The 24,924-nt window shown below is 65.2% G+C and carries 21 protein-coding genes; 12 read left to right on the top strand and 9 right to left on the bottom strand.

All coding sequences use genetic code 11. From position 1 onward, the window contains the following. Positions 1-245: 245 nt before the first annotated feature. Positions 246-1,277 carry an aspartate-semialdehyde dehydrogenase gene (locus ASF34_RS14600; protein ID WP_018044930.1) on the top strand — a complete coding sequence of 344 codons (1,032 nt, stop codon included), beginning with the start codon at positions 246-248 and terminating at the stop codon, positions 1,275-1,277. Between the two features lie 651 nt (positions 1,278-1,928). On the opposite strand, the gene ASF34_RS22355 is transcribed toward ASF34_RS14600, so the two are convergent. Then, positions 1,929-3,212, bottom strand: a complete 1,284-nt coding sequence (locus tag ASF34_RS22355; protein ID WP_244478998.1) for a methyl-accepting chemotaxis protein — start codon at positions 3,210-3,212, stop codon at positions 1,929-1,931. A gap of 502 nt (positions 3,213-3,714) precedes the next feature. Here ASF34_RS22355 and ASF34_RS14585 point away from each other — a divergent pair. Next, positions 3,715-4,398, top strand: a complete 684-nt coding sequence (locus ASF34_RS14585) for a hypothetical protein (RefSeq protein WP_056161856.1) — start codon at positions 3,715-3,717, stop codon at positions 4,396-4,398. Positions 4,399-4,411: 13 nt separating this feature from the next. Here the strand turns inward: ASF34_RS14585 and ASF34_RS14580 are convergent, their stop codons facing one another. Then, positions 4,412-5,080: a CatB-related O-acetyltransferase gene (locus tag ASF34_RS14580; RefSeq protein WP_056161854.1), complete on the bottom strand. Its 669-nt coding sequence runs from the start codon at positions 5,078-5,080 to the stop codon at positions 4,412-4,414. A gap of 239 nt (positions 5,081-5,319) precedes the next feature. On the opposite strand from ASF34_RS14580, the gene rimP reads away from it, so the two are divergent. The 9 genes from rimP (at position 5,320) to ASF34_RS14535 (ending at position 16,345) form a co-directional block, all read left to right on the top strand. Next, complete coding sequence (gene rimP / locus ASF34_RS14575; protein WP_018044934.1) at positions 5,320-6,093, top strand: ribosome maturation factor RimP; 774 nt, start codon at positions 5,320-5,322, stop codon at positions 6,091-6,093. An 86-nt stretch (positions 6,094-6,179) separates the two neighbouring features. Continuing rightward, positions 6,180-7,781: a transcription termination factor NusA gene (gene nusA / locus ASF34_RS14570; protein ID WP_056161852.1), complete on the top strand. Its 1,602-nt coding sequence runs from the start codon at positions 6,180-6,182 to the stop codon at positions 7,779-7,781. A gap of 210 nt (positions 7,782-7,991) precedes the next feature. Next, complete coding sequence (locus tag ASF34_RS14565; RefSeq protein WP_056161850.1) at positions 7,992-8,810, top strand: RNA-binding protein; 819 nt, start codon at positions 7,992-7,994, stop codon at positions 8,808-8,810. Beyond that, a complete protein-coding gene (gene infB / locus ASF34_RS14560; RefSeq protein WP_056161849.1) occupies positions 8,811-11,732 on the top strand; it encodes a translation initiation factor IF-2 in 2,922 nt (973 codons plus the stop codon). A gap of 141 nt (positions 11,733-11,873) precedes the next feature. Further along, on the top strand, positions 11,874-12,305 hold the full coding sequence (gene rbfA, locus ASF34_RS14555) for a 30S ribosome-binding factor RbfA (RefSeq protein ID WP_018044938.1): 432 nt from the start codon (positions 11,874-11,876) through the stop codon (positions 12,303-12,305). Between the two features lie 135 nt (positions 12,306-12,440). Beyond that, positions 12,441-13,466 (top strand): tRNA pseudouridine(55) synthase TruB, encoded by a 1,026-nt coding sequence (gene truB / locus ASF34_RS14550; RefSeq protein ID WP_018044939.1) that lies wholly within the window; start codon positions 12,441-12,443, stop codon positions 13,464-13,466. A gap of 205 nt (positions 13,467-13,671) precedes the next feature. Continuing rightward, a complete protein-coding gene (locus tag ASF34_RS14545; RefSeq protein WP_056161847.1) occupies positions 13,672-15,186 on the top strand; it encodes a TadE/TadG family type IV pilus assembly protein in 1,515 nt (504 codons plus the stop codon). Then, positions 15,183-15,767: a TadE/TadG family type IV pilus assembly protein gene (locus ASF34_RS14540; RefSeq protein ID WP_018044941.1), complete on the top strand. Its 585-nt coding sequence runs from the start codon at positions 15,183-15,185 to the stop codon at positions 15,765-15,767. Before ASF34_RS14545 ends, ASF34_RS14540 begins: the two co-directional genes overlap by 4 nt. Further along, positions 15,767-16,345 carry a TadE/TadG family type IV pilus assembly protein gene (locus ASF34_RS14535; protein ID WP_018044942.1) on the top strand — a complete coding sequence of 193 codons (579 nt, stop codon included), beginning with the start codon at positions 15,767-15,769 and terminating at the stop codon, positions 16,343-16,345. The genes ASF34_RS14540 and ASF34_RS14535 overlap by 1 nt, the downstream gene beginning before the upstream one ends. Positions 16,346-16,407: 62 nt before the next feature. Here the strand turns inward: ASF34_RS14535 and ASF34_RS14530 are convergent, their stop codons facing one another. The 3 genes from ASF34_RS14530 to ASF34_RS14520 form a co-directional block, all read right to left on the bottom strand. Next, on the bottom strand, positions 16,408-17,577 hold the full coding sequence (locus ASF34_RS14530) for a M20 aminoacylase family protein (protein ID WP_018044943.1): 1,170 nt from the start codon (positions 17,575-17,577) through the stop codon (positions 16,408-16,410). A 138-nt stretch (positions 17,578-17,715) separates the two neighbouring features. Then, a complete protein-coding gene (gene cueR, locus ASF34_RS14525) occupies positions 17,716-18,165 on the bottom strand; it encodes a Cu(I)-responsive transcriptional regulator (protein ID WP_018044944.1) in 450 nt (149 codons plus the stop codon). After that, complete coding sequence (locus ASF34_RS14520) at positions 18,162-20,651, bottom strand: heavy metal translocating P-type ATPase (protein WP_018044945.1); 2,490 nt, start codon at positions 20,649-20,651, stop codon at positions 18,162-18,164. The genes cueR and ASF34_RS14520 overlap by 4 nt, the downstream gene beginning before the upstream one ends. A 108-nt stretch (positions 20,652-20,759) precedes the next feature. Here ASF34_RS14520 and ASF34_RS14515 point away from each other — a divergent pair, with 108 nt between their 5' ends. After that, positions 20,760-21,014, top strand: coding sequence for a hypothetical protein (locus ASF34_RS14515; RefSeq protein WP_056161845.1), 255 nt, complete (start codon positions 20,760-20,762; stop codon positions 21,012-21,014). Between the two features lie 16 nt (positions 21,015-21,030). Here the strand turns inward: ASF34_RS14515 and ASF34_RS14510 are convergent, their stop codons facing one another. The 4 genes from ASF34_RS14510 to ASF34_RS14495 all read right to left on the bottom strand — a co-directional run bounded on the left by ASF34_RS14510 (position 21,031) and on the right by ASF34_RS14495 (position 24,924). Further along, positions 21,031-22,296, bottom strand: a complete 1,266-nt coding sequence (locus ASF34_RS14510) for an ATP-binding protein (protein ID WP_056161843.1) — start codon at positions 22,294-22,296, stop codon at positions 21,031-21,033. A 30-nt stretch (positions 22,297-22,326) separates the two neighbouring features. After that, on the bottom strand, positions 22,327-23,385 hold the full coding sequence (locus tag ASF34_RS14505) for a lysylphosphatidylglycerol synthase domain-containing protein (RefSeq protein WP_056161841.1): 1,059 nt from the start codon (positions 23,383-23,385) through the stop codon (positions 22,327-22,329). A 125-nt stretch (positions 23,386-23,510) separates the two neighbouring features. Continuing rightward, positions 23,511-24,167 carry a uracil-DNA glycosylase gene (locus ASF34_RS14500; protein WP_056161839.1) on the bottom strand — a complete coding sequence of 219 codons (657 nt, stop codon included), beginning with the start codon at positions 24,165-24,167 and terminating at the stop codon, positions 23,511-23,513. Beyond that, the gene (locus tag ASF34_RS14495) at positions 24,151-24,924 is read right to left on the bottom strand and encodes a PIG-L deacetylase family protein (protein ID WP_056161837.1); all 774 of its coding nucleotides are present in this window, start codon (positions 24,922-24,924) and stop codon (positions 24,151-24,153) included. The genes ASF34_RS14500 and ASF34_RS14495 overlap by 17 nt, the downstream gene beginning before the upstream one ends.

Genomic DNA, 24,924 nt, shown 5'->3' with positions numbered 1-24,924 from the left:
AGCGTCTTGCTCCGCCGCTTACGGGATATCCGGTCTCCTTGACGGGCCGGACGAGACGGGGCGTGCCGGCATGTCTGCGGTACGGCGCGTTTTCGCAGCCGGTCGGTCCGGTCGAGACCGGGAACCTCTGCGAGCCCCACTGGCAACGGTACACGGATACGTGCCCGGAAATCCTGTCGGCGGAGCCGAGGCGAAGAGCCCGGCCACGGCGGCGAGCCAGGGCATCACGAAGCGGAGTTGGAGAGATGGGTTACAAGGTCGCCGTCGTCGGTGCCACGGGCAATGTCGGACGCGAGATGCTGGACATTCTGTCGGAGCGGGCATTCCCCGCCGACGAGGTCGTGGCTATCGCCTCGCGCCGCAGCGCCGGGCAGGAAGTTTCCTTCGGTGACAAGATCCTGAAGGTGAAGGCGCTCGACACCTACGATTTCTCCGACACCGACATCTGCCTGATGTCCGCCGGCGGCGAGACCTCGAAGGAATGGTCGCCGCGCATCGGCCAGACCGGTTGCGTCGTCATCGATAATTCGTCGGCCTTCCGCTACCATCCCGACGTGCCGCTGATCGTGCCGGAAGTGAATCCGGAGGCGATCACCGGCTTCTCGAAGATGAACATCATCGCCAACCCGAACTGCTCCACGGCGCAGCTCGTCGTCGCGCTGAAGCCCCTGCACGACGTGGCCAAGATCACCCGCGTGGTGGTGGCGACCTATCAGTCGGTCTCCGGCGCCGGCAAGGAGGCCATGGACGAGCTGTTCCAGCAGACCCGTTCGGTCTTCACCGCCGGTCAGATGACCATGGAGAAGTTCCCCAAGCGCATCGCCTTCAACGTCATTCCGCAGATCGACGTGTTCCTCGACGACGGCTCCACCAAGGAAGAGTGGAAGATGGTCGCCGAGACCAAGAAGATGCTCGATCCCAAGATCAAGCTGACGGCGACCTGCGTACGCGTGCCGGTGTTCATCGGCCATGCCGAAGCGGTGAACGTCGAGTTCGAGCACCCGATCTCGCCCGAGGAGGCCACCGCCCTCCTGCGCTCGGCGCCGGGCATCCTGGTCGTCGATAAGCGTGAGCCCGGCGGCTACATGACTCCGCACGAGGCGGCCGGCGAGGATGCGACCTATGTCTCGCGCATCCGCGCGGATTCCACGGTCGATAACGGCCTCTCGTTCTGGTGCGTCGCCGACAACCTGCGTAAGGGCGCGGCCCTGAACACGGTGCAGATCGCCGAGATGCTGATCAACCGGAAGCTCCTGAAGGAGCGGGCTGCGGCCTGATCACTCCACTTCCGGTCCTCGGACCGGCACCCACCGACCGGCCATTACCATCGACGCCGTCCCGTTCACGGGGCGGCGTTTTTTCCAGAATAGGCCCTGCGCGGCGAGGCCCCCCCAGCGTGTAGAGGTTCCGACCGTAAGATCATGCTCATCCCGTAAACGGGCAAGCATCTCCTTCCGGATAACATCGCTCTTCGCGTCGGTCGGGTCCCTCGACGTGGTGTAGCTCGCTGACGTCACCGCGATGAACGGCTTGGACCGGGATGATCGGGCTGTCAGGGTTGGCAAGCTTACAGGGAGAAAATCGCCGAGCGGAGCGATGTCATCCCACAGATCATCGGGGAGAAGTGGTCTGACCATGCCAAACCAACGCTCGATATCCGGCTCGGAGCCGTTCCGTGAGGCACCCTTAGTTGCCCCCTGATGATGGCTGCCCCCGGGTCCCATCGTAAATCGCGAACTGGAGGGGGCAAGCGTCAAGCTCACCCGCAGGATCTCGATAGCCAGGCTAGCGAAAAGGTTTTGGCCTTGGCCGGGTCGTCAGCGAGGTAGGAACTTACAAGGTGCCGCAGATCACCTTCGCGAAATTGTCGACCTCGCTTACCTCAATGACCCTGGATTCGCGCGGAAGCCTGCATTGGGTCTCGCTGATTAGGCGGCTCGCAACGTGCTCAGGAAGCGGTGGATCTCCTCCGAGAGGTGTTCGGACTGGGAGGATAACTGATCCGAGACAAGGAGCACCTGTTGAGCGGCGGCCCCGGTATCCTTCGAGGCATGAGCGACGCCAGCAAGGTTGCCCGTCACTTCGGCGGTGCCGCTCGAGGCTTGCGCCACATTGCGCACGATCTCCTGGGTTGCGGTTCCCTGTTGCTCGACGGCCGCAGCGATGCTGGCGGCCACGTCATTGATCTCGCGGATTCGGTCGGTGATGGAGTCGATGGCCGACACGGCCTGATCTGTCACGCTTTGAATTTCGCCGATCTGCGCAGCGATCTCCTTCGTCGCGTCCGCCGTCTGTCTCGCCAGCTCCTTCACTTCGGCGGCGACGACCGCGAAGCCGCGGCCTGCATCACCGGCACGCGCCGCCTCGATCGTGGCATTGAGGGCAAGCAGATTGGTCTGGCCGGCGATGCTGGAAATCATCCCGACCATGTCACCGATCCGGGACGAGGTCTGGCGCAACGCCCCGACGAAGGCCACGGTGCGGTTGGCTTCGCCCACGGCCGCCTGAGCCAGTCCCGCCGAGCCTTGAACCTGGCGGGCGATTTCATGGACGGAACTGCCGAGCTCTTCGGCTGCGGCAGCCACCATGCTGACATTTGCAGCCGCATGTTCGGCAGCCGATAGCATAAGGGATGATAATTCAGCTGTTTCCATCGCTGTCTTGGTCATAAGTTTCGCAGATACTTGCAGGTCATCCGAAAACGAATTGACTGATCCAGAAACTTTTCCAACTGATTGCTCAAATTCTTCTGTCAATGTATTCATATACATCTTCTTTTCATTTTGTATCTCGATATGTTTTGCGTCCTCTACAAACGTTACTGTGAAATTTTTTCCCTCTATATTAATAGACTCACAGTGAATGTCGACCATAAATTCCGTTTTGTCTAATCGTAAAAATCTCATAGTTGCTGTAGCGTGCCCATCTCGCTTGATACTTTCTATGAAAGGGCCGGCCACATCGTTTATCGTGAGTCCATTCCCCTGTTCAAATGTATGATATGACATCACTGAAATGTTTGTAATTTCCTCTATAGAGCTGGCGCGCATTGTCGTCATGAATTTGTTGTTCACGTATACAACATTGAAAACCGGCGAATCATCATCGACGACGTAAATCGCATGAGACATGCGGTCGAGGAACTGCGCACACACATTGTGCGGAAGTACTCGCGAATTAACCTTCTTGGATCGTCTAGTAAAAATCTTCAAGATTGGCCGTCCTGAGAAAAGTATTCTAGACAGATGAACGTTATATAACTATAATAGTGAATATTCCGTTATTAATTGCACACTATAATATATTACCTGGGCAACGCTTGGGCGCTGATTATCCACGCACCGCCGAAGCGCGGGCCGCAACGAACGAGGCGACGCAACGGTTGACAGCCTTGAATTTCCATCTGAGCGAGCCGGTGCTCGGCACCGTAATTCATCACGATATCGACGAGACATTTAAATCGCGGAAATATCCCAACGTTCTCGTCGAATATTCAATCGATAAAACTACGGGAACGAGAGCTGATTATGGTTAGAAAAATTCTGTTCGCTTGGACTTGTATGAATATACCCCAAGCCAGATGGTTTGCGTCTATGACTATAAGACGGGCAGAAAGGGACTCAGCGCAACGCGGGCACTCCTTCTGGCCAGGACTGCGCGGATGCATTTCCCGAACGCCAAAGGCGTCGTCATTGTCCAGGTAAGGCCGAACTGATGACGACGAAGCAGCAAATCAAGGGCCTCTACGCGCCACTGCTCCAAGCCAACCCGGATCTGCTCCCTGCCGGCAGGAACAGGGTTTGGCTGAAGCCCGTGGGGCCCGTGGGACGGATGATCTTCGTCGATCGGATCTCGAACCCTGCCGTCTGCGTGGTGAGTTGGCACCTCGTACGCTTCTTCATGCACGAAACGCGGTCCTGGCAGGACCTGGGACGAGGCGGCGATGAAATCCAGCGATCCGGTCGCTTTCCTGGAGGCTATGGTTGGTTCTGGTCCGATCCCACCATCTACGAGGACTTCGTGTTTCAGATCGATGCGGTGGCCTTCTCGGCCCTCCGTCCCCTGGATACCGGCCGCAAGTGCCTGGAATTCTTACGGACTCACCGGGACTGCGCCTGTTTTCTCAACAAGGACTGGCACCTCGCCGCCTGCATCGCGCTCGACGAGATCGAGAAAGCCCAAGAGATCTGGGCTTCGATGCGACCGTTCTATTTCAACGGTTACATCCCGGAAAACGCATTCGAACAGCAGATGCACGACCGGCTTCGCCTGCTCGATGAACCCTTGCGAGCAGCTGACCGGGACGCGCTCTTCGAGATTCTACGCCGCTGGGAGGCGGAGACCATCGTCGGATCGCCGTTGGAGCCCTACTGGTCTCCCGGACAATACCCGTTCTGACGTCCATGGCGGCTCATCCGCCGGTCAGGTCTGCGGCCGCCTCGGCCTCCAACGCCGCCACATCCCCACCACTGATTGCCGACAGGCACCGGGTGATCCGCTCGGCATCCCAGTCCCACCACGCCACGGCCTGAAGTCGCGCGGCGATATCGGACGGTACGCGCATCCGCACGAGCGTGGCCGGGTTGCCGGCGACGATGGCGTAGGGAGGTACGTCGCAGGTGACCACGGATTTGGCGGCGACCACAGCGCCATCGCCGATGCGGATTCCCGGTAGGATCGTGCTGTCGTAGCCGAGCCAGACATCGTTGCCGATCACCGTGTCGCCCCGGTTGGGAAAGGCCATCTCTTCGGGGAAGCGTCCGGCCCAAGCGCCGCCGAAGATGAGGAACGGGTAGGTGGAGGGCGCGTCGAGTCGGTGGTTGCCCCCGTTCATGAGGAAGCGCGTGCCCGCCGCAAACGCGCAGAAGCGACCGATTCGCAAACGGTCGCCCAGGAAGGCGAAGTGGTAGAGGATGTTGTCGAGGAAGGCCTCCGGGCCGGCAGGGTCGTCATAGTAAGTGTAGGCGCCGATTTCGACATTCGGCGGCAGGGGGAGATTGCGGATGAAGGTGATGCGGCTGTGGCCCGTAACCGGGTGAAGGCAATCCGGGTCGGGGCCGAATGACGAACCGGCGGTCATGGCCGAGGCTTCCTGGAACGAGTTGACGGCGACGGAGCGACCGGGATGCGCTCCGCCGGGGAACGGTTCGCGAAATCGCTTGAAACGATCCGACGATGGGACTACTCATAGCACATCAGTTCTGGTTGCAGTCTTGAGGCTGCGGTTCGGGAGTGGGCCCCACCGGGTCCGCTCTTTTTTATTGCCGCAACGCCTCTCCCACCGGATCGCTTCACGCAAGGCCGGACGTACAGCGCAGCATGGCGGACACTTCCGAAAAACGTCTGATCACCGAGACCGGCGTCGCCGCGCGGGTCGTGCAGGTCATCGAGGCTTCGATCGAGGGCCTCGGCTATCGCGTGGTCCGGGTGCGGGTGTCGAGCGCCAATGGCTGCACCGTGCAGATCATGGCCGAGCGGCCGGACGGCACCATGACGGTGGACGATTGCGAGACCGTGAGCCGGGCGATCTCGCCTCTGCTCGATCTCGACGACCCGGTGGGCAAGGCCTATTATCTGGAGATCTCTTCCCCCGGCATCGACCGGCCGCTGGTACGAGCCGTCGATTTCGAGCGTTGGGCCGGCTACGAAGCCAAGATCGAGCTGGCGATACCCCTCGACGGCCGGAAGCGTTTTCGCGGGATCATCCGAGCTCCTAACGCGGATGGCCTCACGGTGCCGATCGATCTTCCCGACGTGAAGGAGGGTCTGCCGAGCCGCATCGACCTGCCACTTCGCGATCTCGGCGACGCCTACCTCGTCCTCACCGACGATCTCGTGCGTGAATCGCTGCGACGCGGCGGCGGGCCACCGCCGATGCTGGACGATGAGGACGACACCGAGATCGAAGAGGGCGCCGAGGCCGAGATCGAGCCCCCCGCCCCTCTCAAGAAGAAGGTCGAGCGGCCGCTGAAGCCCAAGGCTTCGGCCAAGCCCAAGCCCGAAAAGATCGAAACCGAGGCGAGCCGGGCCAACAAGGCCAAGCCGGTCCGCACCAAGGCGGTGCGGGTCAAGGACGACGGCAAGCTTCACTAGAACATCGGCCCGGAGCCCAGGCGGATGCCCGATGGCACGCCGGGGTTTCCGAAAAAAACACACGACGAAGAGAGGGACGAAATCCGATGGCTGTCGTCAGCGCCAATAGGCTCGAACTCCTGCAGATCGCCGAAGCGGTCGCCCGTGAGAAGGTGATCGACCGCTCCATCGTCATCGACGCCATGGAGGAGGCCATCGCCAAGGCCGCCCGCTCGCGCTACGGCGCCGAGACGGACGTCCATGCCGAGATCGACCCCAAGACCGGGGCGCTCCGCCTGTCGCGCCACCTCGTGGTGGTGGACGAGGTCGAGAACGACGCCCGCGAGGTCACCCTCGACCAGGCCCGCCGTTACAATCCCGGCGCGCTGGTGGGAGACGTGATCTCCGACACCCTGCCGCCCTTCGATTTCGGCCGCGTCGCAGCCCAGTCGGCCAAGCAGGTCATCGTCCAGAAGGTGCGCGACGCCGAGCGCGACCGCCAGTTCGACGAGTACAAGGACCGCATAGGCGAGATCGTCAACGGCCTGGTCAAGCGGGTCGAGTACGGCAACGTCATCGTCGATCTGGGACGCGGCGAGGGCATCGTGCGCCGCGACGAGATGATCCCGCGCGAGACCTTCCGCCCCGGCGACCGTATCCGTTCCTATCTGTTCGACGTGCGCCGCGAAGTGCGTGGTCCACAGATCTTCCTGTCGCGCTCCCACCCGCAATTCATGGCCAAGCTCTTCGGGCAGGAAGTGCCGGAGATCTACGACGGCATCGTCGAAGTGAAGGCGGTGGCCCGCGATCCGGGCTCGCGCGCCAAGATCGCCGTGATCTCGCGGGACGGCTCCATCGACCCCGTTGGTGCCTGCGTCGGCATGCGCGGCTCCCGCGTCCAGGCGGTGGTCGGCGAGTTGCAGGGCGAGAAGGTCGACATCATCCCGTGGTCGGAAGACCAGGCGACCTTCATCGTCAACGCGCTCCAGCCCGCAGAGGTGGTCAAGGTGGTGCTCGACGAGGAGGCCGACCGCATCGAGGTGGTGGTGCCCGACGACCAGCTCTCGCTGGCCATCGGCCGTCGCGGCCAGAACGTGCGCCTCGCCTCGCAGCTCACCGGCTGGGACATCGACATCCTCACCGAGGCCGAGGAATCCGAGCGGCGCCAGAAGGAATTCGCCGAACGCACCGCTGTCTTCATGGCTGCCCTCGACGTCGACGAGACGGTGGGTCAGCTCCTCGCGGCGGAAGGTTTCCGGAACGTGGAGGAAATCGCCTATGTCGAGCCGGGCGAGCTCGCCAATATCCAGGGCCTCGACGAGGAAAGCGGTACCGAGATCCAGGCCCGCGCCCAAGATCATCTCGCTCGCGTCGAATCGGAGTTCGACGCCAAGCGCCAGGAACTCGGCGTCGCCGACGACCTGCGCGAGATCGACGGCGTGACCACACCGATGCTGGTGGCGTTGGGCGAGAACGACGTTAAGTCGGTCGAAGATCTCGCGGGCTGCGCCACGGACGATCTCGTGGGCTACACCGAGGGACGCGGCCCCGAGGCCACCAAGCATGCTGGCTATCTCGACGGGTTCGAGATCTCCCGCGCTGAAGCGGAAGCCATGATCATGGCGGCCCGCGTGAAGGCCGGATGGATCGAGGCGCCGGTCGAGGCGGATGAGGCCGAGACCACCGACGGAGAGCCCGAGGCGGTCTGAGCAAGGCGTTCCGGGCGAGCCAGGCGCTCCCCCCCTGAGGCATCCGCCTAATGCGGGCCTCTAACGAGGGGCTTAGGCATCGCAGGGCCGACCGGGGAGTGCCTTAGCGACATTCCGGCATCTCACGTCGAGGATGCCGGTGGGCTGCTGGGCGAGAGGGCCGCGAATTGTTGCGGTCCATGCGACGATCAACAGGGATCCGACCGCCGTATGACGGGCGAATACGCAGATATTGCGGACGATGCCGCCGAGCCTGAGCCGAGCACGCTGCTCGATCCCGGTCTCGGGCGCGGCCGGCGAAATGCAATGCGCACATGCCTCGTCAGCCGGGTCTCGCAAAATCCCGATGGGATGATTCGGTTCGTTCTGTCGCCGGACGGCGAGGTGATGACCGATCTGAAAGCGAAGCTGCCGGGGCGCGGTGCATGGCTCACCGCCGATCGCGTCACCGTGGAGGCGGCCTTGAAGAAGCGGCTGTTCCAGCGTGCCTTCAAGACCAAGGATGCCGCGGCACCGGCGGATCTGGGCGACCGGGTCGCCGCGATCCTGCGCGAGGACCTGCGCCAATCCCTGTCGCTCGCCAACAAGGCAGGTTGCCTCGTGGCCGGCTTCGCCAAGGTCGAATCCGCGATCGGCGACAAGGCCGGCGTAGCCGCCGTGATACAGGCCTCGGATGGCAGTGCGGATGGCAGGCGGAAGATCGCTGCGGCATTGCACCGGAGGCATGGCGATGCCATATCCCGTGTCCCGGTCATCGATGATTTGTCCAATGAAGAATTGGACATGGCCTTGGGTCGGGATCATGTGATACATGCGGCGCTTGTCGCAGGAGTCGGAAGCACCGGCTGCCTTGCGCGTTGGCGTCGGCTACGCTCTTTCGAGGGCAAGCCCACGACGGCCGAGGGGGCCGGTTACGCCCGAACAGGGCAGACCGCTCCGACTCTGCAGGACGACGACGAGACGGATTTACCCGGCGCACAGCAGTTTGCCGGTTCACGGGACGATGGAAACCCTCAGGGTTTGGACTGAATGAGCGATACGAATAATCCGGGCGACAAGACGCAGGCACGACCCCCCTCGAAGCCGCTGTCCTTGAAGCGCCCGATCGAGCAGGGAACGGTGCGTCAGAGCTTCTCCCATGGCCGCTCCAAGCAGGTCGTGGTCGAGACCGTGAAGCGGCGCGTCATCGGGGCGGCACCGGCCGCTCCCGTTCGCGAAACGCAACCGGTCGCCCCGGCGTCACGCGTGGCGCCTCCCGCACCTGCAGCTCCGCGCCCCGCCCAGCGGGCGGCGGGTGGCGTCGTGCTGCGGACGTTGAGCGAGCAGGAGCGTGACGCGCGCGCCGCAGCTCTCGCCGACGCCCAGCGCCGCGAGCAGGAAGCACGCCGCAAGGTCGAGGAAGAGGCCGCTGCTCAGCGTGCTCGCGAAGCCGAGGAAATCCGTCAGCGCGAGGCCGAAGAGCGTCGCCGCCAGGAAGAGGAGCGCCTTCGCGCCGAGGAGCAGGCTCGCCTGCGTGCTGAGGAAGAAGCTGCTCGTGAGGCGGCTCGCGCCGCTGAGGCCGCTGCGAAGGAGGCCGCTGCGGCAGCCCCCGCAACTGCGCCCGTTCCGGCAACGCCGCCGAAGCCCGTCTCCAAGACGGTGCCGATGGCGCCCGTCTCGGCTCCGATATCCTCCACCCCGAAGCCTGCCCCGGCAGCACCTGCTCCCGCTCCGCAGGCTGCGGCCCCGGCTCGTCCGGCGGCCCCTGCCGTGCGTCAGCCCCTCACGGCACGCCCGACACCGGCCGAGCCGCGCAAGACCATCACGGCAGACGTGCGCAAGCCGCGCGACCTGAACTTCATGGCCAAGCCGGCGCCCGCGCCTGAGCCAGAGGCGGCTCCGACCGCTTCCACGGCCGCACGTCCGGCCGGTGCGGCGGCTCCCACCGCCCGCGCGCCGGGTCGGCCACAGGCTGCCGAGGAGGAGAGCGAGCAGAAGCGCGTGATCCGCCGTCCCGGCATGCCGCTCAAGATCATCACGCCGCCCAAGACCCCCAAGCAGCCGGGCGGCGACCGCAACCGTGGGCGTCTCACGATCGCTACCGCCACGTCGGGCGAGGACGAGCGCACGCGTTCCGTTGCCTCGTTCCGCCGCCGTCAGCAGCGCATGAGCGGCAACCGGCAGGTTGAGCAAAAGGAAAAGCTCTCCCGCGAGGTGACGATCCCCGAGACGATCACCATCCAGGAACTCGCCAACCGCATGTCGGAGCGGGCCGTGGACGTGATTCGCCTGCTCATGAAGCAGGGCGAGATCCACAAGATCACCGACGTGATCGACTCGGATTCCGCTCAGCTCATTGCCGAGGAACTCGGACACACCGTGCGCCGCGTCGCCGAGTCCGACGTCGAGGAAGGCCTGTTCAACGACGAGCCCGATCTCGAGGAGGATCTCGATCCGCGTCCGCCCGTCGTGACCATCATGGGCCACGTCGACCACGGCAAGACCTCGCTCCTCGACGCCATCCGCAAGACCGCGGTGGTGTCCGGTGAGGCCGGCGGCATCACACAGCATATCGGCGCTTACCAAGTGGCCTCGCCATCCGGTGACATGGTCACCTTCATCGACACCCCCGGCCACGCGGCCTTCACCTCCATGCGCGCCCGTGGTGCCAAGGTGACGGACATCGTCGTGCTCGTGGTGGCGGCAGACGACGGCGTCATGCCCCAGACGGTGGAGGCGATCAGCCATGCGAAGGCGGCCGGAGTGCCGCTCATCGTGGCGATCAACAAGATCGACAAGCCCGAGGCGAACCCGCAGCGGGTCCGCACCGAGTTGCTGCAGCACGACATCCAGGTCGAATCGATGGGCGGTGAGACCCTGGAATTCGAAGTCTCTGCCAAGACCGGCGACGGTCTGCCGGACCTTCTCGAAGGCCTGCAGCTCCAGGCCGAGATCCTGAACCTCCGCGCCAACGAGGCTCGCGACGGTGAAGGTACGGTTATCGAGGCCAAGCTCGATCGCGGTCGTGGTCCCGTCGCGACGGTGCTCGTGCAGCGCGGAACGCTCTTCACCGGCGACATCGTCGTCGCCGGCGCCGAATGGGGTCGCGTCCGCGCCCTCATCGACGACAAGGGAGAGAGCATCCCCTATGCCGGCCCGTCGGTGCCGGTGGAGGTGCTCGGCTTCAATGGAACTCCGGACGCGGGTGACCGCGTGGCCGTGGTGCCGAACGAAGCCCGTGCCCGTGAAGTCACCGAGTATCGCGCCCGTCAGAAGCGCGAGCGCATCGCCGCACGGACCGGCGGTGCGAACCGCTCGCTCGTCGACATGATGCGCGACCTCAAAGAAGGCCTGGGCCGCAAGGAACTCGCCATCGTCGTCAAGGGCGACGTGCAGGGCTCGGTGGAAGCCATCATCGGCGCACTGGAGAAGCTCGGCAACGACGAGGTGTCGGCGCGCATCCTGCTCGCGGGTGTCGGCGGCATCACCGAGTCGGACGTCACCCTGGCGGAGGCCTCCAAGGCCGTCGTCATCGGCTTCAACGTGCGAGCCCACAAGGAAGCGCGTGAATCGGCCGAGAACAAGGGCGTCGAGATCCGCTACTACAACATCATCTACGACCTCGTGGATGACATCAAAGCGACTCTCTCGGGCATGCTCCCGCCGACCCTGCGCGAGGAGCGCCTCGGCGAGGCGCAGATCCTGCAGATCTTCGACGTGTCGAAGGTCGGCAAGATCGCCGGCTGCCGCGTCACCGACGGTGTCGTGCAGCGCGGTGCTCACGTCCGCCTGATCCGCGACAGCGTGGTGATCCACGAGGGCAAACTGTCCCAGCTGAAGCGCCTCAAGGACGACGCCAAGGAAGTCGGGTCGGGTTACGAGTGCGGTATGTCCTTCGAGAACTTCCAGGACATGCGCGCCGGCGACACGATCGAGTGCTACCGGGTCGAGGAGATCCGCCGCACGCTCTAGCAGCGACGCGGCCAGACGAACCCGGCGGCTGCAGCGCGCGCTGCAGCCGCCGTTTTGTTTTGAAGAGGGCCGGCACGTCGATGCGCCCCCGCAAGGTGGGCTGCCCCCTCCAGGCGATCCCGGATCCGAGACCAAGCGATCATGGCTCAGAAACCCAACCCCAGCGGTCCCTCGCAGCGACAGCAGCGCGTGGCCGAGCTCGTCCGGCACGCCATCGCCGAGGTGCTTCAACGCGGTGACATCCAGGATCCCGTCCTCGGCTCGCACGTCATCACCGTGCCGGAAGTGCGGATGTCCCCGGATCTCAAGATCGCCACGGCCTACATCATGCCGCTCGGCGGGCTCGACGAGAAACCTGTCATCGCGGCCCTGGAGCGCAACAAGAAGGCGCTGCGCCAGGAAGTCGCCAGGCGCGTGAATCTAAAATTCGCCCCCGATCTCCGCTTCCTCCGTGACGAGACGTTCGACGAGGCGGACCGCATCGACGCCCTTCTCAGGAGCGAGAAGGTCCGGCGCGATCTCGAATCCCAACCCCAGGATTCGGACGATCAGGACGGCGGCACTCAGAACTGACCACCGCGGCGATACAGATCGGCCCCAGCGATCCGCCCCCTGCATTACACCCCATCACGAACTGACCCTGGCGTAGATTAAGGATTTTCCGGCTGCAGAGGCCGTTGCTTCCATCTCGCCGCCGACGAGGACATCATGATCAACGATCCGACGATCGAGCATTCCGACGTCGCCTCCCCGCCGCCCCACCGTTCCGGCGAGGAAAGCCCCTCCAAAGGCCGCCGCCAGCAGCGGGGTCAAGGCTCCGATCGGCCCAAGCGCCGCGACGTGAACGGGTGGGTGATCCTCGACAAGGGGGTCGGCATGACGTCGACCCATGCGGTTGCCGTGGTGAAGCGTGCCTTCAACGCCAAAAAGGCGGGTCATGCCGGCACGCTCGATCCGCTGGCCTCCGGCATCCTCCCGATCGCCCTCGGAGAAGCGACCAAGACCGTTCCCTTCGTCATGGATGGGCGAAAGGCCTACATCTTCACCGTGACCTGGGGCATCGAGACGGATACCGACGATGCGGAAGGCCGTCCGGTTGCTACCAGCGACACGCGTCCGGATCGCGCCCTCGTGGAGGCAGCCCTCCCCGCCTTCATCGGCGCTATCGAGCAGGTGCCGCCGCGCTACTCGGCGATCAAGATCGCCGGCGAGCGCGCCTACGATCTTGCCCGCGACGGCGAAGTGGTGGAGCTGGTCGCGCGCCCGGTCCAGATCGACCATCTCGCGGTGGTGGAACACACACCCGATCGCACCGTCATTTCGGCCGAATGCGGCAAGGGCACCTATGTGCGCGCCATCGCCCGTGATCTCGGCCGCGTGCTCGGATGTTACGGGCACGTCTCGGCGCTTCGCCGCACCCGCGTCGGCCCCTTCGCGGAAGCCGAATCCTGCCTCGTGGCCACTCTCGAAGAGGGCGGTCCGGACGGCAACGCCGCTCATCTTAGGCCCGTCGAAACGGCGCTCGACGCAGTCGTCTCGGTGGCCGTCTCGCGCGACATGGCGCTTCGTCTGATGCGGGGCCAGCCGGTTCTCCTCCGGGGGCAGGACGCCCCCACGGAGGGCAAGGCTTTTGCCACCTGCGGCGGTATCCTCGTGGCCGTGGGCGACGTCGAGCGCGGCGAATTGGTTCCGCATCGCGTATTCCACCTCGGCGGAACGGCACGCCAGGGTTGAGGGGATCGTCGCTTGCCGGCAGCAGCGATACCTTGCTGGTTCTGGTCTGCGGGAACACGACGAATGTCTTCCGTTTGGTTTACCGGTTGTTGACATTCATCAACATTGTCTCCCGCCGACTGCCGAGGGCCGGCGGGATTTAGTGTTCCGTTAGAAGGTTCATCCTACGCCTCGGTGCATGACCACCCGCATCAGACAGTCGGCGATGAATCTACTCGGTCGGTTTCGCAAGGAGACCGACGGCGCCATCGCCATTCTGTTCGCCCTGCTCTCGATTCCCCTGTTGATGCTGTCGGGGCTAGCGATCGATTACAGCGTGAACTCCATGGCCCAGCAAGGCCTCCAGGATGCTGCGGATTCCACCGTCATCTCATTGCTGAAGTTGCCGCTCTCCACCACGGATGCCGAGCTCCAGGCGAAGGCGGACAAACAGATCAGGGCCGCCGTTCCCAAACTGGTGGACGCAGGCACGACGGTCACCGCCACGCGCGTGGACAATACGATCACCGTGAAGGTGGTCGGCAAGAGCCCGACCAGCGTGTCCAAGATCGCCGGCTACGATGCCTTTCCCGTCTCGGTCACAGCCGCCGGCACGCGCGGATCCGGTAATCTCGAGATCGCCCTCGTACTCGACAATACCGGATCGATGAGCGGCACGAAGATCACCAACCTGAAAGCAGCCGCCAACGACCTCGTCACGTCGCTGTTCAAAGAGGCCGACACCACCAAGCCCAGCGCCCTCAAGATCGGAATTGTCCCGTTCTCGATGACCGTCAATGTCGGGCCTTCGAATGCGACCCAGTCGTGGCTCGATAAGGATGCGAAGGCCTCCTATCACTCGGACATCTTCGTCTCGCCGGCGAACCGCCTTACCCTGTTCAGCCAGATGAAGGTCGCGTGGGGCGGGTGCGTCGAGAGCCGGCCCGCGCCCTACGACGTTCAGGACACGCCACCGTCGATCGCCACTCCCAACACTCTGTTCGTCCCCTTCTTCGCGCCCGACGAGTCCGACAAGGACAATAATGCCATCAACGATTATATGAACGATTACGTCACCACGTCGTCGGTGACCGACTACCGCACGCGACAGGGCCAGATCACAAAATATTCAAAGAACGCCATCTTACAAAAAGGCCGGATCAGCAGCAACATCCCCTATCTCTACGGGCCCAATTCCGGCTGCGAACTCCAGCCCATCACGCGCCTGACCACATCGCAATCGACGCTCACGAACGCGATCAACGCGATGACCGTGGTCGGCGACACGAACATCGCCATGGGGTTGGTCTGGGGATGGCACCTGCTGTCTCCGAACGCCCCCTTTGCTGAGGGTGTGCCCTATGACGACAACAACACCCGGAAGTTCGTCGTCCTGATGACGGACGGGCAGAACACCTCCTATGTCGGATCGTCCGCGAACGCATCGATCTATTCCGGCCTCGGCTTCATCTGGCAGAACCGGATCGGGACCACGTCGACGAATACGACCACCCGCACGAACGCCATGAATGCCCGGCTGTCGACGCTCTGCTCCAACATGAAGAATGCCGGCATCACCATCTTCACGGTTCGCGTCGAGGTGACCGAGGGAACCAGCGACATCCTGCGCAACTGCGCCACCAGCACGGACAAGTTCTACGACGTCCAGAACTCGGCAACACTCACCGATGCCTTCAAGGCGATCGGATCACAGATGAGCGAGTTGCGGATTTCCCGATGAACGTCCGGGGACGCACTCGCCTGATCGTCCGCACGCTGCGGGAACTCCCAGGTGACCGAAGCGGTGCGACAGCCGTCGAGTTCGGGCTCGTCGGTATCCCCTTCTTCGTGCTGCTCGGCGCGATGCTGGAAGGCTTCATGTTCATGGTCGCCCAGGTCTCCTTCGACAACGCCCTGGACCGGGCCGCGCGAGCCGTCTTCACCGGTACGTTCCAACAGGGGTCCAACGGCAGCGACCCGGCGGCCCGCCTCATCCAGGAGATGTGCAAGGACGCCACGCTGTTCACGTGCAACGCGGAGAAGATCAAGATCGAGGTCACCACCGCGGATGCTGACGACGCGCCTGTGACCTGCTCTCCCTACGACAGCACGAGCCAGTCGATCTCGGCGGGTTTCGGGACCAAGTTCCAGTGCCCCAATGGCGACGATATCGTCACGATCTGTGCCATGGCTGCGATCCCGCGCTATTTCCCGACATCCAAACTGACCTTGCCGCCCCTCCCGAACAACGAGCAGATGATTCGGTCGATGGTCGTCTTTCGTGCGGAGCCATACGCGCAGGGAAAATGTCAGGCGAATTGATGCGGGCCGTCATTCTCTGCCGTCGGTTCGTCACCGAGCGCTCGGGTGTTTCCGCCGTGGAATTCGCACTCGTCGCGCCAGTGATGATCCTGCTGTTCATGGGAACGATCGAACTGCCCCGTGCCTACACGACCGGGCAACATGCCAACCGCGCCGCTCGCTCGATGGCGGATCTGATCTCACGCAAGACCCTGACCGCTCAGGAGGTGGACGGCGTCTACAACACGGGCCGCAACATGATGGCGCCGTACGATGCCACCGACGCGAAGATCGTCCTGACGGCGGCGGGCGTCTATCAGCAGAAAGACGGTTCGTTCAAAGCCAAGGTCTGCTCCAGCACGGCGGTGAATGCCCAGAAATACGCGGCTTCCACGGACCTTGGAGCACCGCCACCGTCGGAGGCGGTCGACAAGGCCCGCTACGTCATCGCCAAGATGACGATCGAATATAGGCCCATCTTCGACATCTTCCCGGCGCTCACCTCCTTCTCGTTCGAGAAGGAAGTGACTTGGCCCGTCCGAGCGATGAACGGAAAGCCGATCATCCTGCCCGGCGGCGTGGCCTGCCCGGCGACATGATTCGCGAAGGGCATGGCGGATTCGGGGACATGGCGGATTCAGGGACCCGCCCGGATTGACGGTCAGCGAGCCGGCAGAGCCGTCTCGATCACCCTCGCCCACAGCGAAGCCCCGTAGGGAATGGCGGCATCGTTGAAATCGTAATGCGGATGGTGGAGCCCGGCGCTGTCCCCGTTCCCCATGAAGATGTAGGCACCGGGCCGGTGGGCCAGCATGTAGGAGAAATCCTCTGCCGCCATCATCGGCGCCACATCCCGCTCCACATGGCTGTCTCCGACCATCCCTGCCGCCACGTCTGCGATGAATTCCGCCTCGGCCGGGTGGTTCTCCGTCACCGGATATCCGCCGCTGTAATCCACACGGGCGATGGCCCCGTAGGCGGCGGCCGTGTTCGTGACGATGGCATCGATGCGCTCCAGCATGGTGGCGCGTACCGTCTTCGAGAGCGCGCGCATGGTGCCCCGCATGGTCACCTGCTGGGGCAGGACGTTGAAGGCGTCTCCGGCCTCGAGGGCACAGACCGACACGACACCGCTTTCGAGGGGGTTCACGCTGCGCGCCACGACCGATTGCAGCGCGACGACGATGTGGCTCGCCACCAGCACGCTGTCGATGGCGAGATGCGGCTGCGCCGCGTGGCCGCCGCGCCCTTCGATCGTGATGGTGAAGCGGTCTGTGGAGGCCATGATCGGGCCGGGACGGATTGCGAAACGGCCGAGTTCCAATCCTGGGATGTTGTGCAGCCCGTAGACGGTCTCGACGCCGAACCGTTCCATCATGCCATCGCGGACCATCGCCTCGCCGCCACCGCCGCCTTCTTCGGCTGGCTGGAAGATCATCACCGCCGTGCCGTCGAAATCGCGTGTCTCGGCGAGGTACTTCGCGGCACCGAGAAGCATCGCGGTATGACCGTCATGGCCACAGGCATGCATCCGCCCCGGCACGGTGGAGCGATAGGCGAGATCGCGCACCTCCTGGATCGGCAGCGCGTCCATGTCCGCGCGCAGCCCGATGGCACGGTTCGAACCGTGCGAGCGCCCGCGAATGATCCCGACGACTCCCGTCCGGCCGATCCCCGTGGCGACCTCGTCGCAACCGAAATCCCGAAGCTTTTCGGCGACGAAGCCCGCCGTGCGATGGACGTCGTATTGCAGCTCCGGATGGGCGTGGAGGTCGTGCCGCCATGCGGTGATCTCATCCGCCAGGGCTGCGATCCGGTCGACGATGGGCATGGTTCACGTCTCTTGCGCGTCTTGGCTCGTCTCGGTCCGAGCCCGTCGACCATAGCGCATACCAGCAAAGGCGAGGCCATTCAGATCGATTTCAAAGGGCGCGGATGACGGATCATGTGCAGAACGTGATGGCCGGTGCTAGCGGGAGGGCGGCCTTGCCCGCACGGGCCGTCGTGGAGCCGGCGCATGAGCGGCGGCGAGATCGTCGAGGATCGGGCAATCGGGGCGGGCATCGCCGCTGCAATGGTCCGCGAGCGACGCCAGAGTTCGGGCCATGGCCTCGAGCTCGGCGATGCGGCGGCGCAAGTCCGCAACGTGATGCAGTGCCAAAGCCTTCACCTGGGCGCTGGCGCGGCTGCGATCCTGCCAGAGGGCGAGAAGGCCGGCGATGTCCTCGACGGAGAAGCCGAGATCGCGGGAGCGGCGCACGAAACGCAAGGCGTGCAGATCCTCCTCGCCATACAGCCGGTAGCCGGACGTCGTCCTGCCCGCTGGCGGCAACAGGCCGATCTCCTCGTAGTACCGGATCATCTTGGCCGAGACGCCGGTGGCCTTTGCCGCCACGCCGATGGTGACGGCACCGCTCATCCCAGGCCTCCCACGCGGCGTCCCGCATTACGGAGGCGGAGGGCATTGGCGAGCACGAACACGCTCGACAGAGCCATGGCGCCCGCGGCGAGGACCGGCGAGAGCGACGGACCGCCGAACGCATGGAGCAGCCCCGCCGCCACGGGAATCAGCGCGACGTTGTAGGCGAAAGCCCAGAACAGGTTTTGCGTGATGTTCCGCATCACCGCGCGCGACAGGCCGATGGCAGAGACGATGCCGGACAGTGCCCCCGACATCAGCACCACGTCCGCGCTCTCCACGGCGATGTCCGTACCCGTCCCGATGGCGAGGCCGATTTCGGCCTCCGCGAGGGCCGGAGCATCGTTGATACCGTCCCCGACGAAGGCCACGGGACCGAACCGGGCGCGCAAGTCCCGCACGGCCTCGACCTTGCCGCCGGGAAGCACTTCGGCGACGATCTCGGGGATCCCCAGCCGGGCCGCGACTCCGGAGGCCGCTCCCCTGGCATCCCCAGTGACCATGGCCACGACGAGACCCTGTGCCTTCAGGGCCGAGACGGCCTCGGCCGCACCCGCCTTGATCGGGTCCGATACGGCCACGAGGGCGGCGAGGCGACCGTCGATGGCGACGTAAAGGGGGCTCTTTCCCTCACCCTCCAATCGGGATGCCGCCTCGGCGAGGCCGGCCACGGCGATGCCGTACCTGTCCAGATGGCGCCGTGCGCCGACGATGATCGTCTGCCCCCCGACACTGCCCTCGACGCCGTGGCCCGGCACGGCCTCGAAACGGTCTACGGGAAGCAGGGAAACGCCCCGTTCACCGGCCGCCTCGACGATGCTGCGCGCGATAGGATGTTCGGACCGTGCTTCCACCGAGGCCGCGAGCCTCAGCACCGCGTCCGGCTCGAAGCCGGCCGCGGTGACGAAGTCGGTGAGGGTGGGCCTGCCCTCGGTGAGGGTTCCGGTCTTGTCGAAGGCAACGACCTTGGCGTCGCGCAGGGCCTGTAGCGCCGCGCCGTTGCGGAAGAGCACGCCGAGCTCCGCCGCGCGCCCCGTGCCGACCATGATCGAGGTCGGCGTCGCCAGCCCCATGGCGCAGGGGCAGGCGATGATGAGGACGGCGATGGCGTTGACGAGGGCGAAGCCCATTGCGGGACTCGGACCGAAGGCGAGGCATCCGACGAAAGTCATCAGGGATGCGGCGATGACGGCCGGCACGAACCAGCCGGTGACCCGATCGATCAGGGCCTGGATCGGCAGCTTGGCGCCCTGCGCCGCCTGGACCATCCCCACGATCTGCGCCAGCACCGTACGCGCGCCGATCGTGTCCACGCGCAGATCGAAGCCGCCATTGGTGTTCAGCGTGCCGCCGACCGTGCGGTCGCCCTCGCGCTTCCGCACGGGCAAAGGTTCGCCGGTGACCATGCTTTCGTCGACGAAGCTCTCCCCCGCAACGACCACGCCGTCGGCGGCGATGCGCTCGCCGGGGCGGATGCGGACGATATCGCCGAGCCGAAGGGACGCGAGGGGAATGTCGCTTTCGCGACCCTCCCGCATGACGCGTGCGGTCGCCGGCGCGAGTCCGACGAGGCGCGCAATGGCCGCGCCGGTACGCCCTTTGGCCCGAGCCTCCAGCATGCGGCCGAGGAGAATCAGCGTGACGATGAGGACGGCGGCCTCGAAATAGAGATGGGCCGTTCCGGGCGGCAGAACCTGCGGCGCGAGGGTCGAGACGAGGGAATACGAATACGCCGCCCCCGCGCCGAGGGCGACGAGGGCGTTCATGTCCGGATGCCCCTTCACCAGGGCCGGAAAACCCTGCCGGAAGAAGCGCCGTCCGGGCCAAGCGAGGACGAGAGTGGCGAGAACGGCCTGAAACAGGCCGGCCGCCGTGCCGAGATGGGCCTGGACCGCCTCACCAAATCCGGGGACGAGATGCCCCCCCATGTCGAGGACGACAATCGGGGCCGACAGGGCGGCGGAGATGACGGCATCGCGCCGGAGCTCCGAAGCCTCGCGCTCGTGCCGATCCGCGGGCACTCCTCCCTTCACCTCGCCAACGGGAGTGGCCTCGTAGCCAGCGGTCTCGACAGCCTTTACGAGATCCGCAACGTCGACCGCCCCTTCCGCATGGCGCAGCGTGGCGCGCCCGGTGGCGAGGTTCACATTGGCTGTGCTTATCCCGTCGAGGGCGAGAAGCGCGCGCTCCACGCGGCCGACGCAGGACGCGCAGGACAAGCCGTCGACGGACAGCTCCGTGACGGTCTCGGGCACCTCATAGCCAACTCTGCGAATAGCGGCGACGACGCTTGCCGGGTCGTCGTTCAGTGTCAGGCTGACCCGCCCGGTGGCGAGATTGACGGCAACGTCAGATGCACCGGGAAGAGCGGCAAGAGCGCGCTCGACGCGACCGACGCAGGACGCGCAGCTCATGCCGACGACTGGAAGGTCGAGACGACGTCCCCTGACGGGGCGCTGCTTGGGGGAAGCGATCACGGTATCCATACGAGCCTATGTGGGGCTTCCCATCGTGGGAAGGTCAAGGCTGCGACGCATGGCTCATCGCGTCGCGTGCGCATGGCGTCCGAGGCTTTTCCGCGTCATAGGAAGGCGATGATACAGCCTCTCGACACCTGCATGCGAACCTTGAGCGCGCTGATCACCTCCGACGTCCCGGCGGGTGAGGCCGAGGCCAATGCCTGCATCGAGACCTATCTTGCGACGTTTCCCGGTCCGGCGAAGCAGGTGGCGGCCCTGAGCATGCTCGACCATGCGGTCGACCAGCGCTTGAGCCCCTCCCCCTTCCTGCCAGTGCTGAAGGCGATCATCGAGGCGCAGTACCGGCGCCTCGGTACCAGCCGGAACTGAACGGCCAGGGCCACGGTCAGAGGGTCGTAGACGTTTCGTCGCCAGCCTGCCGTTCCGGTAGCAGCGCGCGGACGGTGGTGCCCCGGTCCGGCTCGCTCTCGATGACGAGCTTGCCACGGTGGCGGTTGACGATGTGTTTGACGATGGCGAGGCCGAGGCCCGTCCCGCCCTTCTGCCGGCTCGAGGCCACATCCACCCGGTAGAACCGCTCCGTCAGACGGGGAATGTGTTCGGGCGCGATACCCGGCCCGTCGTCCCGCACGCTGAGCGCGATCTGCGGCTTTCCCGACGCCGGGCGAAGGGTCCGTTCCAGACCGACGACGACGTTGCCGCCCCCGTACTTCACCGCATTCTCCACGAGATTCTCGACCACGCGGGCGAGCTCGTCGCGCTCGCCGAGCACCGGATAGGTGGCATCCGGCGCGTCGAGGGTGATGCTCACGCCGCGCTCGCGGGCCAGCGGCCCCTGCATGTCCACCATCTGCCGCGCGATCTGACCGAGATCGACGACCTGCGTCGGCGGGACGTGCTCGCGCAGCTCGATGCGCGAGAGCGAGAGCAGGTCGTCGATGAGGCGCGTCATGCGCTGCGCCTGGGTCTTCATGATGCCGAGGAACTTCTCCCTGGCCGGCGCATCGGCCTTGGCCGGCCCCTGCAGGGTCTCGATGAAGCCGAGGAGGGAGGCGAGCGGCGTGCGAAGCTCGTGGCTGGCATTGGCGACGAAATCGACCCGCATCGCCTCGAGGCGACGCGCCGCCGTGAGATCGCGCAGGAACAAGACGACGTTGGGCTGTCCGCCCCCCGGGCCGTCCGGCATCGGCAATGCGCCGATCTGCACCTCGAACGCACGCTCGGTCGGCACACGTGTCGTGTAGAGGGTCTTCAGTGGGGCACCGGTGCGGAGCACCTCCTCGATCCCGTCGAGAACGTCGGGTGCCCGTAAGGCAAAGGAGAGCGGGTGCTTGAGCTTGAGGGCCGGTAGGAGCGTGCGCGCGGCCGGGTTGACCTCAATGACCACGCTGCGCCGATCCACCAGGATCACCGGATCGGGGATGTTGGCCAGAAGGGCCTCGGCGATGGAGTGGCGCGTGCGGGCGGCGGCCTCGGGCGGGGCCACCCTCCTCGGCCGGCTCAGGCTGCCGACGAGGCCACCAATGACGATTGCCACCGCGCCCGCGGCGACGACGGCGGCAAGGTCACCTCTCACGCTCGAGGCGACAACCGTGATCGTGGCAGCGATGCCTGCGCCGATCCAGGCCGATCTTCGCGCGCCACGGGCCATCGCTCACCGTTCCCTGGCCGAAAACACCGCTCAGGAGCCGCTTGACGCGGATGGCGAAGCCCCGCGTAGGCGCCGGACGATCTCATAGACGCCGAGCATCGCCAGGGCGACCACGAAGGGAACGAGGTAGTAGCAGACCCGGAACAGCAGCAGCGAGCCGAGGACCTGATCTCGCGGCAGGCTCGATAGGGCGAGCAGGATCGTCGCCTCGAAGACCCCGAGCCCGCCCGGTGCGTTGGAGGCGATGCCGAGCATGGCCGCCAGGACGTAGACGCCGACGAAGGTGGTGAATCCGATGGTAGAACCAGCGGGGAGCAGGACATAGAGCGTCGCCGCCGCAGCGCAGACGTCACCGATGCCCACCACCATCTGGCTCATCGACACCGTGGCGCCAGGCAGTTCGAGCGACCAGCCCTTGACCCTGACATGGCGGCGCTTCAGCGAGACCCAACCGAGATAGCCGAACACCATGAGTAGGGCCGCAAAGCCCACGCCTTGGTTCAGACGGATGCTGGTGAAGGTGAGCGCCGCCAGTTGCCCAGCCTCGACCACGAGGCTGAGACCGAGGACGACCCCCATGCCGAGCCAGAATGTGAAGCCGGCGATGACGGTGAGCGCCGCGATCTTCGCCGCGCTCAGACCTTTCTTCGAGTAGATCCAGTAGCGGATCGTTCCCGCCGTCAGGAGCGGGAAGCCGAGGGTAAAGCTAACCGCGTAGCTGGTGAACGAGGCGAGCGCCGTCGTCCTGTAGGGGACTTTGATCTTGAGCTGTCGCAGGGCGAGGGCGTCGTAGCAGGTAAGGAACAGATAGCTCACGCCGACGAACAGGAAGGCGAAGCCGAGCTGTTCGCCGGTGGCCGCCGTCAGTGCCGCATGCAGCTCGGCCCAGGTGACCTGCTGCGACAGCTTCCACAACACGCCGAGTGACACCGCGAAGATGACGATGCTGGCGGCGGTGCCGAGCCAGGCGTAGCGATTCCTGTAGGAGCGCTTCGGCGCTGGCGGAGCGCAATCCTCCGTTTCGGCCGTCGTCACGGCGTCGGCCGGCTTCACGTCGGCCCGCCGATGATGGTCTCCCGCAAAGTTCATGTCGTCGGCGTCCGCCTCCGCCGGCCTTCCCGCCCAACCTCGACGGCGGCGTGGATTGGGACCGAGCTTTTGCCGGACCGCGGCCCGTGCCCCGGCATTTAGGGTCTTTGCGTCCGGATGGCCAGTCACCTCGGCCCTTCCGCTGGTGAAGTCCGGTATGAGAGTAGCGTCGCCGCGGCTTGGGCCAGCCCCTCGACGATCCGCTGAGCCACCAGGGGGGAGGTGCAAACGAAGGTCGGACTCGGATGTGGAATGGCGAGAACCGGTATCCCCGGCCGGAGCCGTGAGAGTGGTTCGCGCGACAGGCCAGCCACGCGCCCGGCAAGCACCACGACGGCGAGGGACGGAAGCAGATCGATGAGCGGCGCGAGGTAGACGGCGGCGGACGCGATCTCGGCTTTCCTCGGTGCCCGATTGAGCGCGCCGGGCGCGTGGATGACCCAGGGAACGGCGTTCCAGATGAGGCTGTCGCGCCGTGCGATACCGGCCTCCGCCATGAAGCGGAACAGGTTGGCGGCGGTACCGGTGGGGTTGTCGCGCGAGACGATACCGGTGCGGCCGATGCACGGACCCGGTGTCTCCAGCAGCAGGAGAAGCCGTGCGCCGATCCCCCCATCCTGCGGATCGGGGTCCGGTACCTCCGCGGACCGTTCCGCCGCGATCCGTCGCGCCAGCGCGTGCAAGGGCGCCACATGCGCCGCATTTTGGCGTGCGCGACGGACAGCGAGCTGCTCCGGATCGGCGAGGCTCCTTGGCCGGATCGCGTCAGCCTCGGGCGGCATGGTCCTCGAACAGGGCGGCAACATCGGCGGACAATGTCCCGGCGAGACGGAACCGCTCAGTCCTCGCCTCGCCCGCCAGACGACCCATCAACCCTTCCACTCCACCGAACTGGAACGCGAGCTGGGTCGCATAGGCCGAGCAGGAGGCACCCTTCCGCGCCTCGGCCATCGCCGAATAGCGACACGCGCGCTCCGGCAACGCATGAAAATCTCGCTTGAACGGCTCCTTCGGTGCAGCGTCGCGAACGGTATAGGGAAAATCACGCCACCACAGAATCGGAACGGTCCATCGCGCTTGGCTCATGGCGCGGACCAGCTGGACGTGATCGACATGGCCGCCGACGGCCTGCGGGGCGAAGACGAGATCGGGAGAGACGTCGCCGACGAGGCGCGAGACCGCATCGCCGAGGGTATCGACGATGTCGTCGTCGCCGCGAGGTTCGGCGAAGAGCTCCGGTGCGGTGCCGTAGCCGCGATGCGGCGCTTCCCGAAACGGCAGGTGCAGGGGCGGCGCGATCCCGAGCGCTTCGGCCGCGCGCCGGTCCTCGTCCCGCCGGAGGGCCATGTAGTCGATCTCCGGCCCCAGTCCCTTGTCGGTCTGGCAGGCGAGGGCAAAACCCTTCGGATCGGCGACGGTGGCGGTGAAGATCGTCGCCATCACCACCTTCCAGCCCGATTCGGCCAAGGTCGCCAGGGTTCCGCCGCATGAGAAGGCGGCATCGTCGAGATGGGGTGAGAGCGCGAGGGCGACGGGCAT

Source organism: Methylobacterium sp. Leaf106 (assembly GCF_001422895.1).
In the GTDB taxonomy this organism is placed as follows: domain Bacteria; phylum Pseudomonadota; class Alphaproteobacteria; order Rhizobiales; family Beijerinckiaceae; genus Methylobacterium; species Methylobacterium bullatum.
The sequence above is the reverse complement of the archived record's forward strand: the minus strand, read 5'-3'. Positions and strand labels throughout refer to the sequence as shown.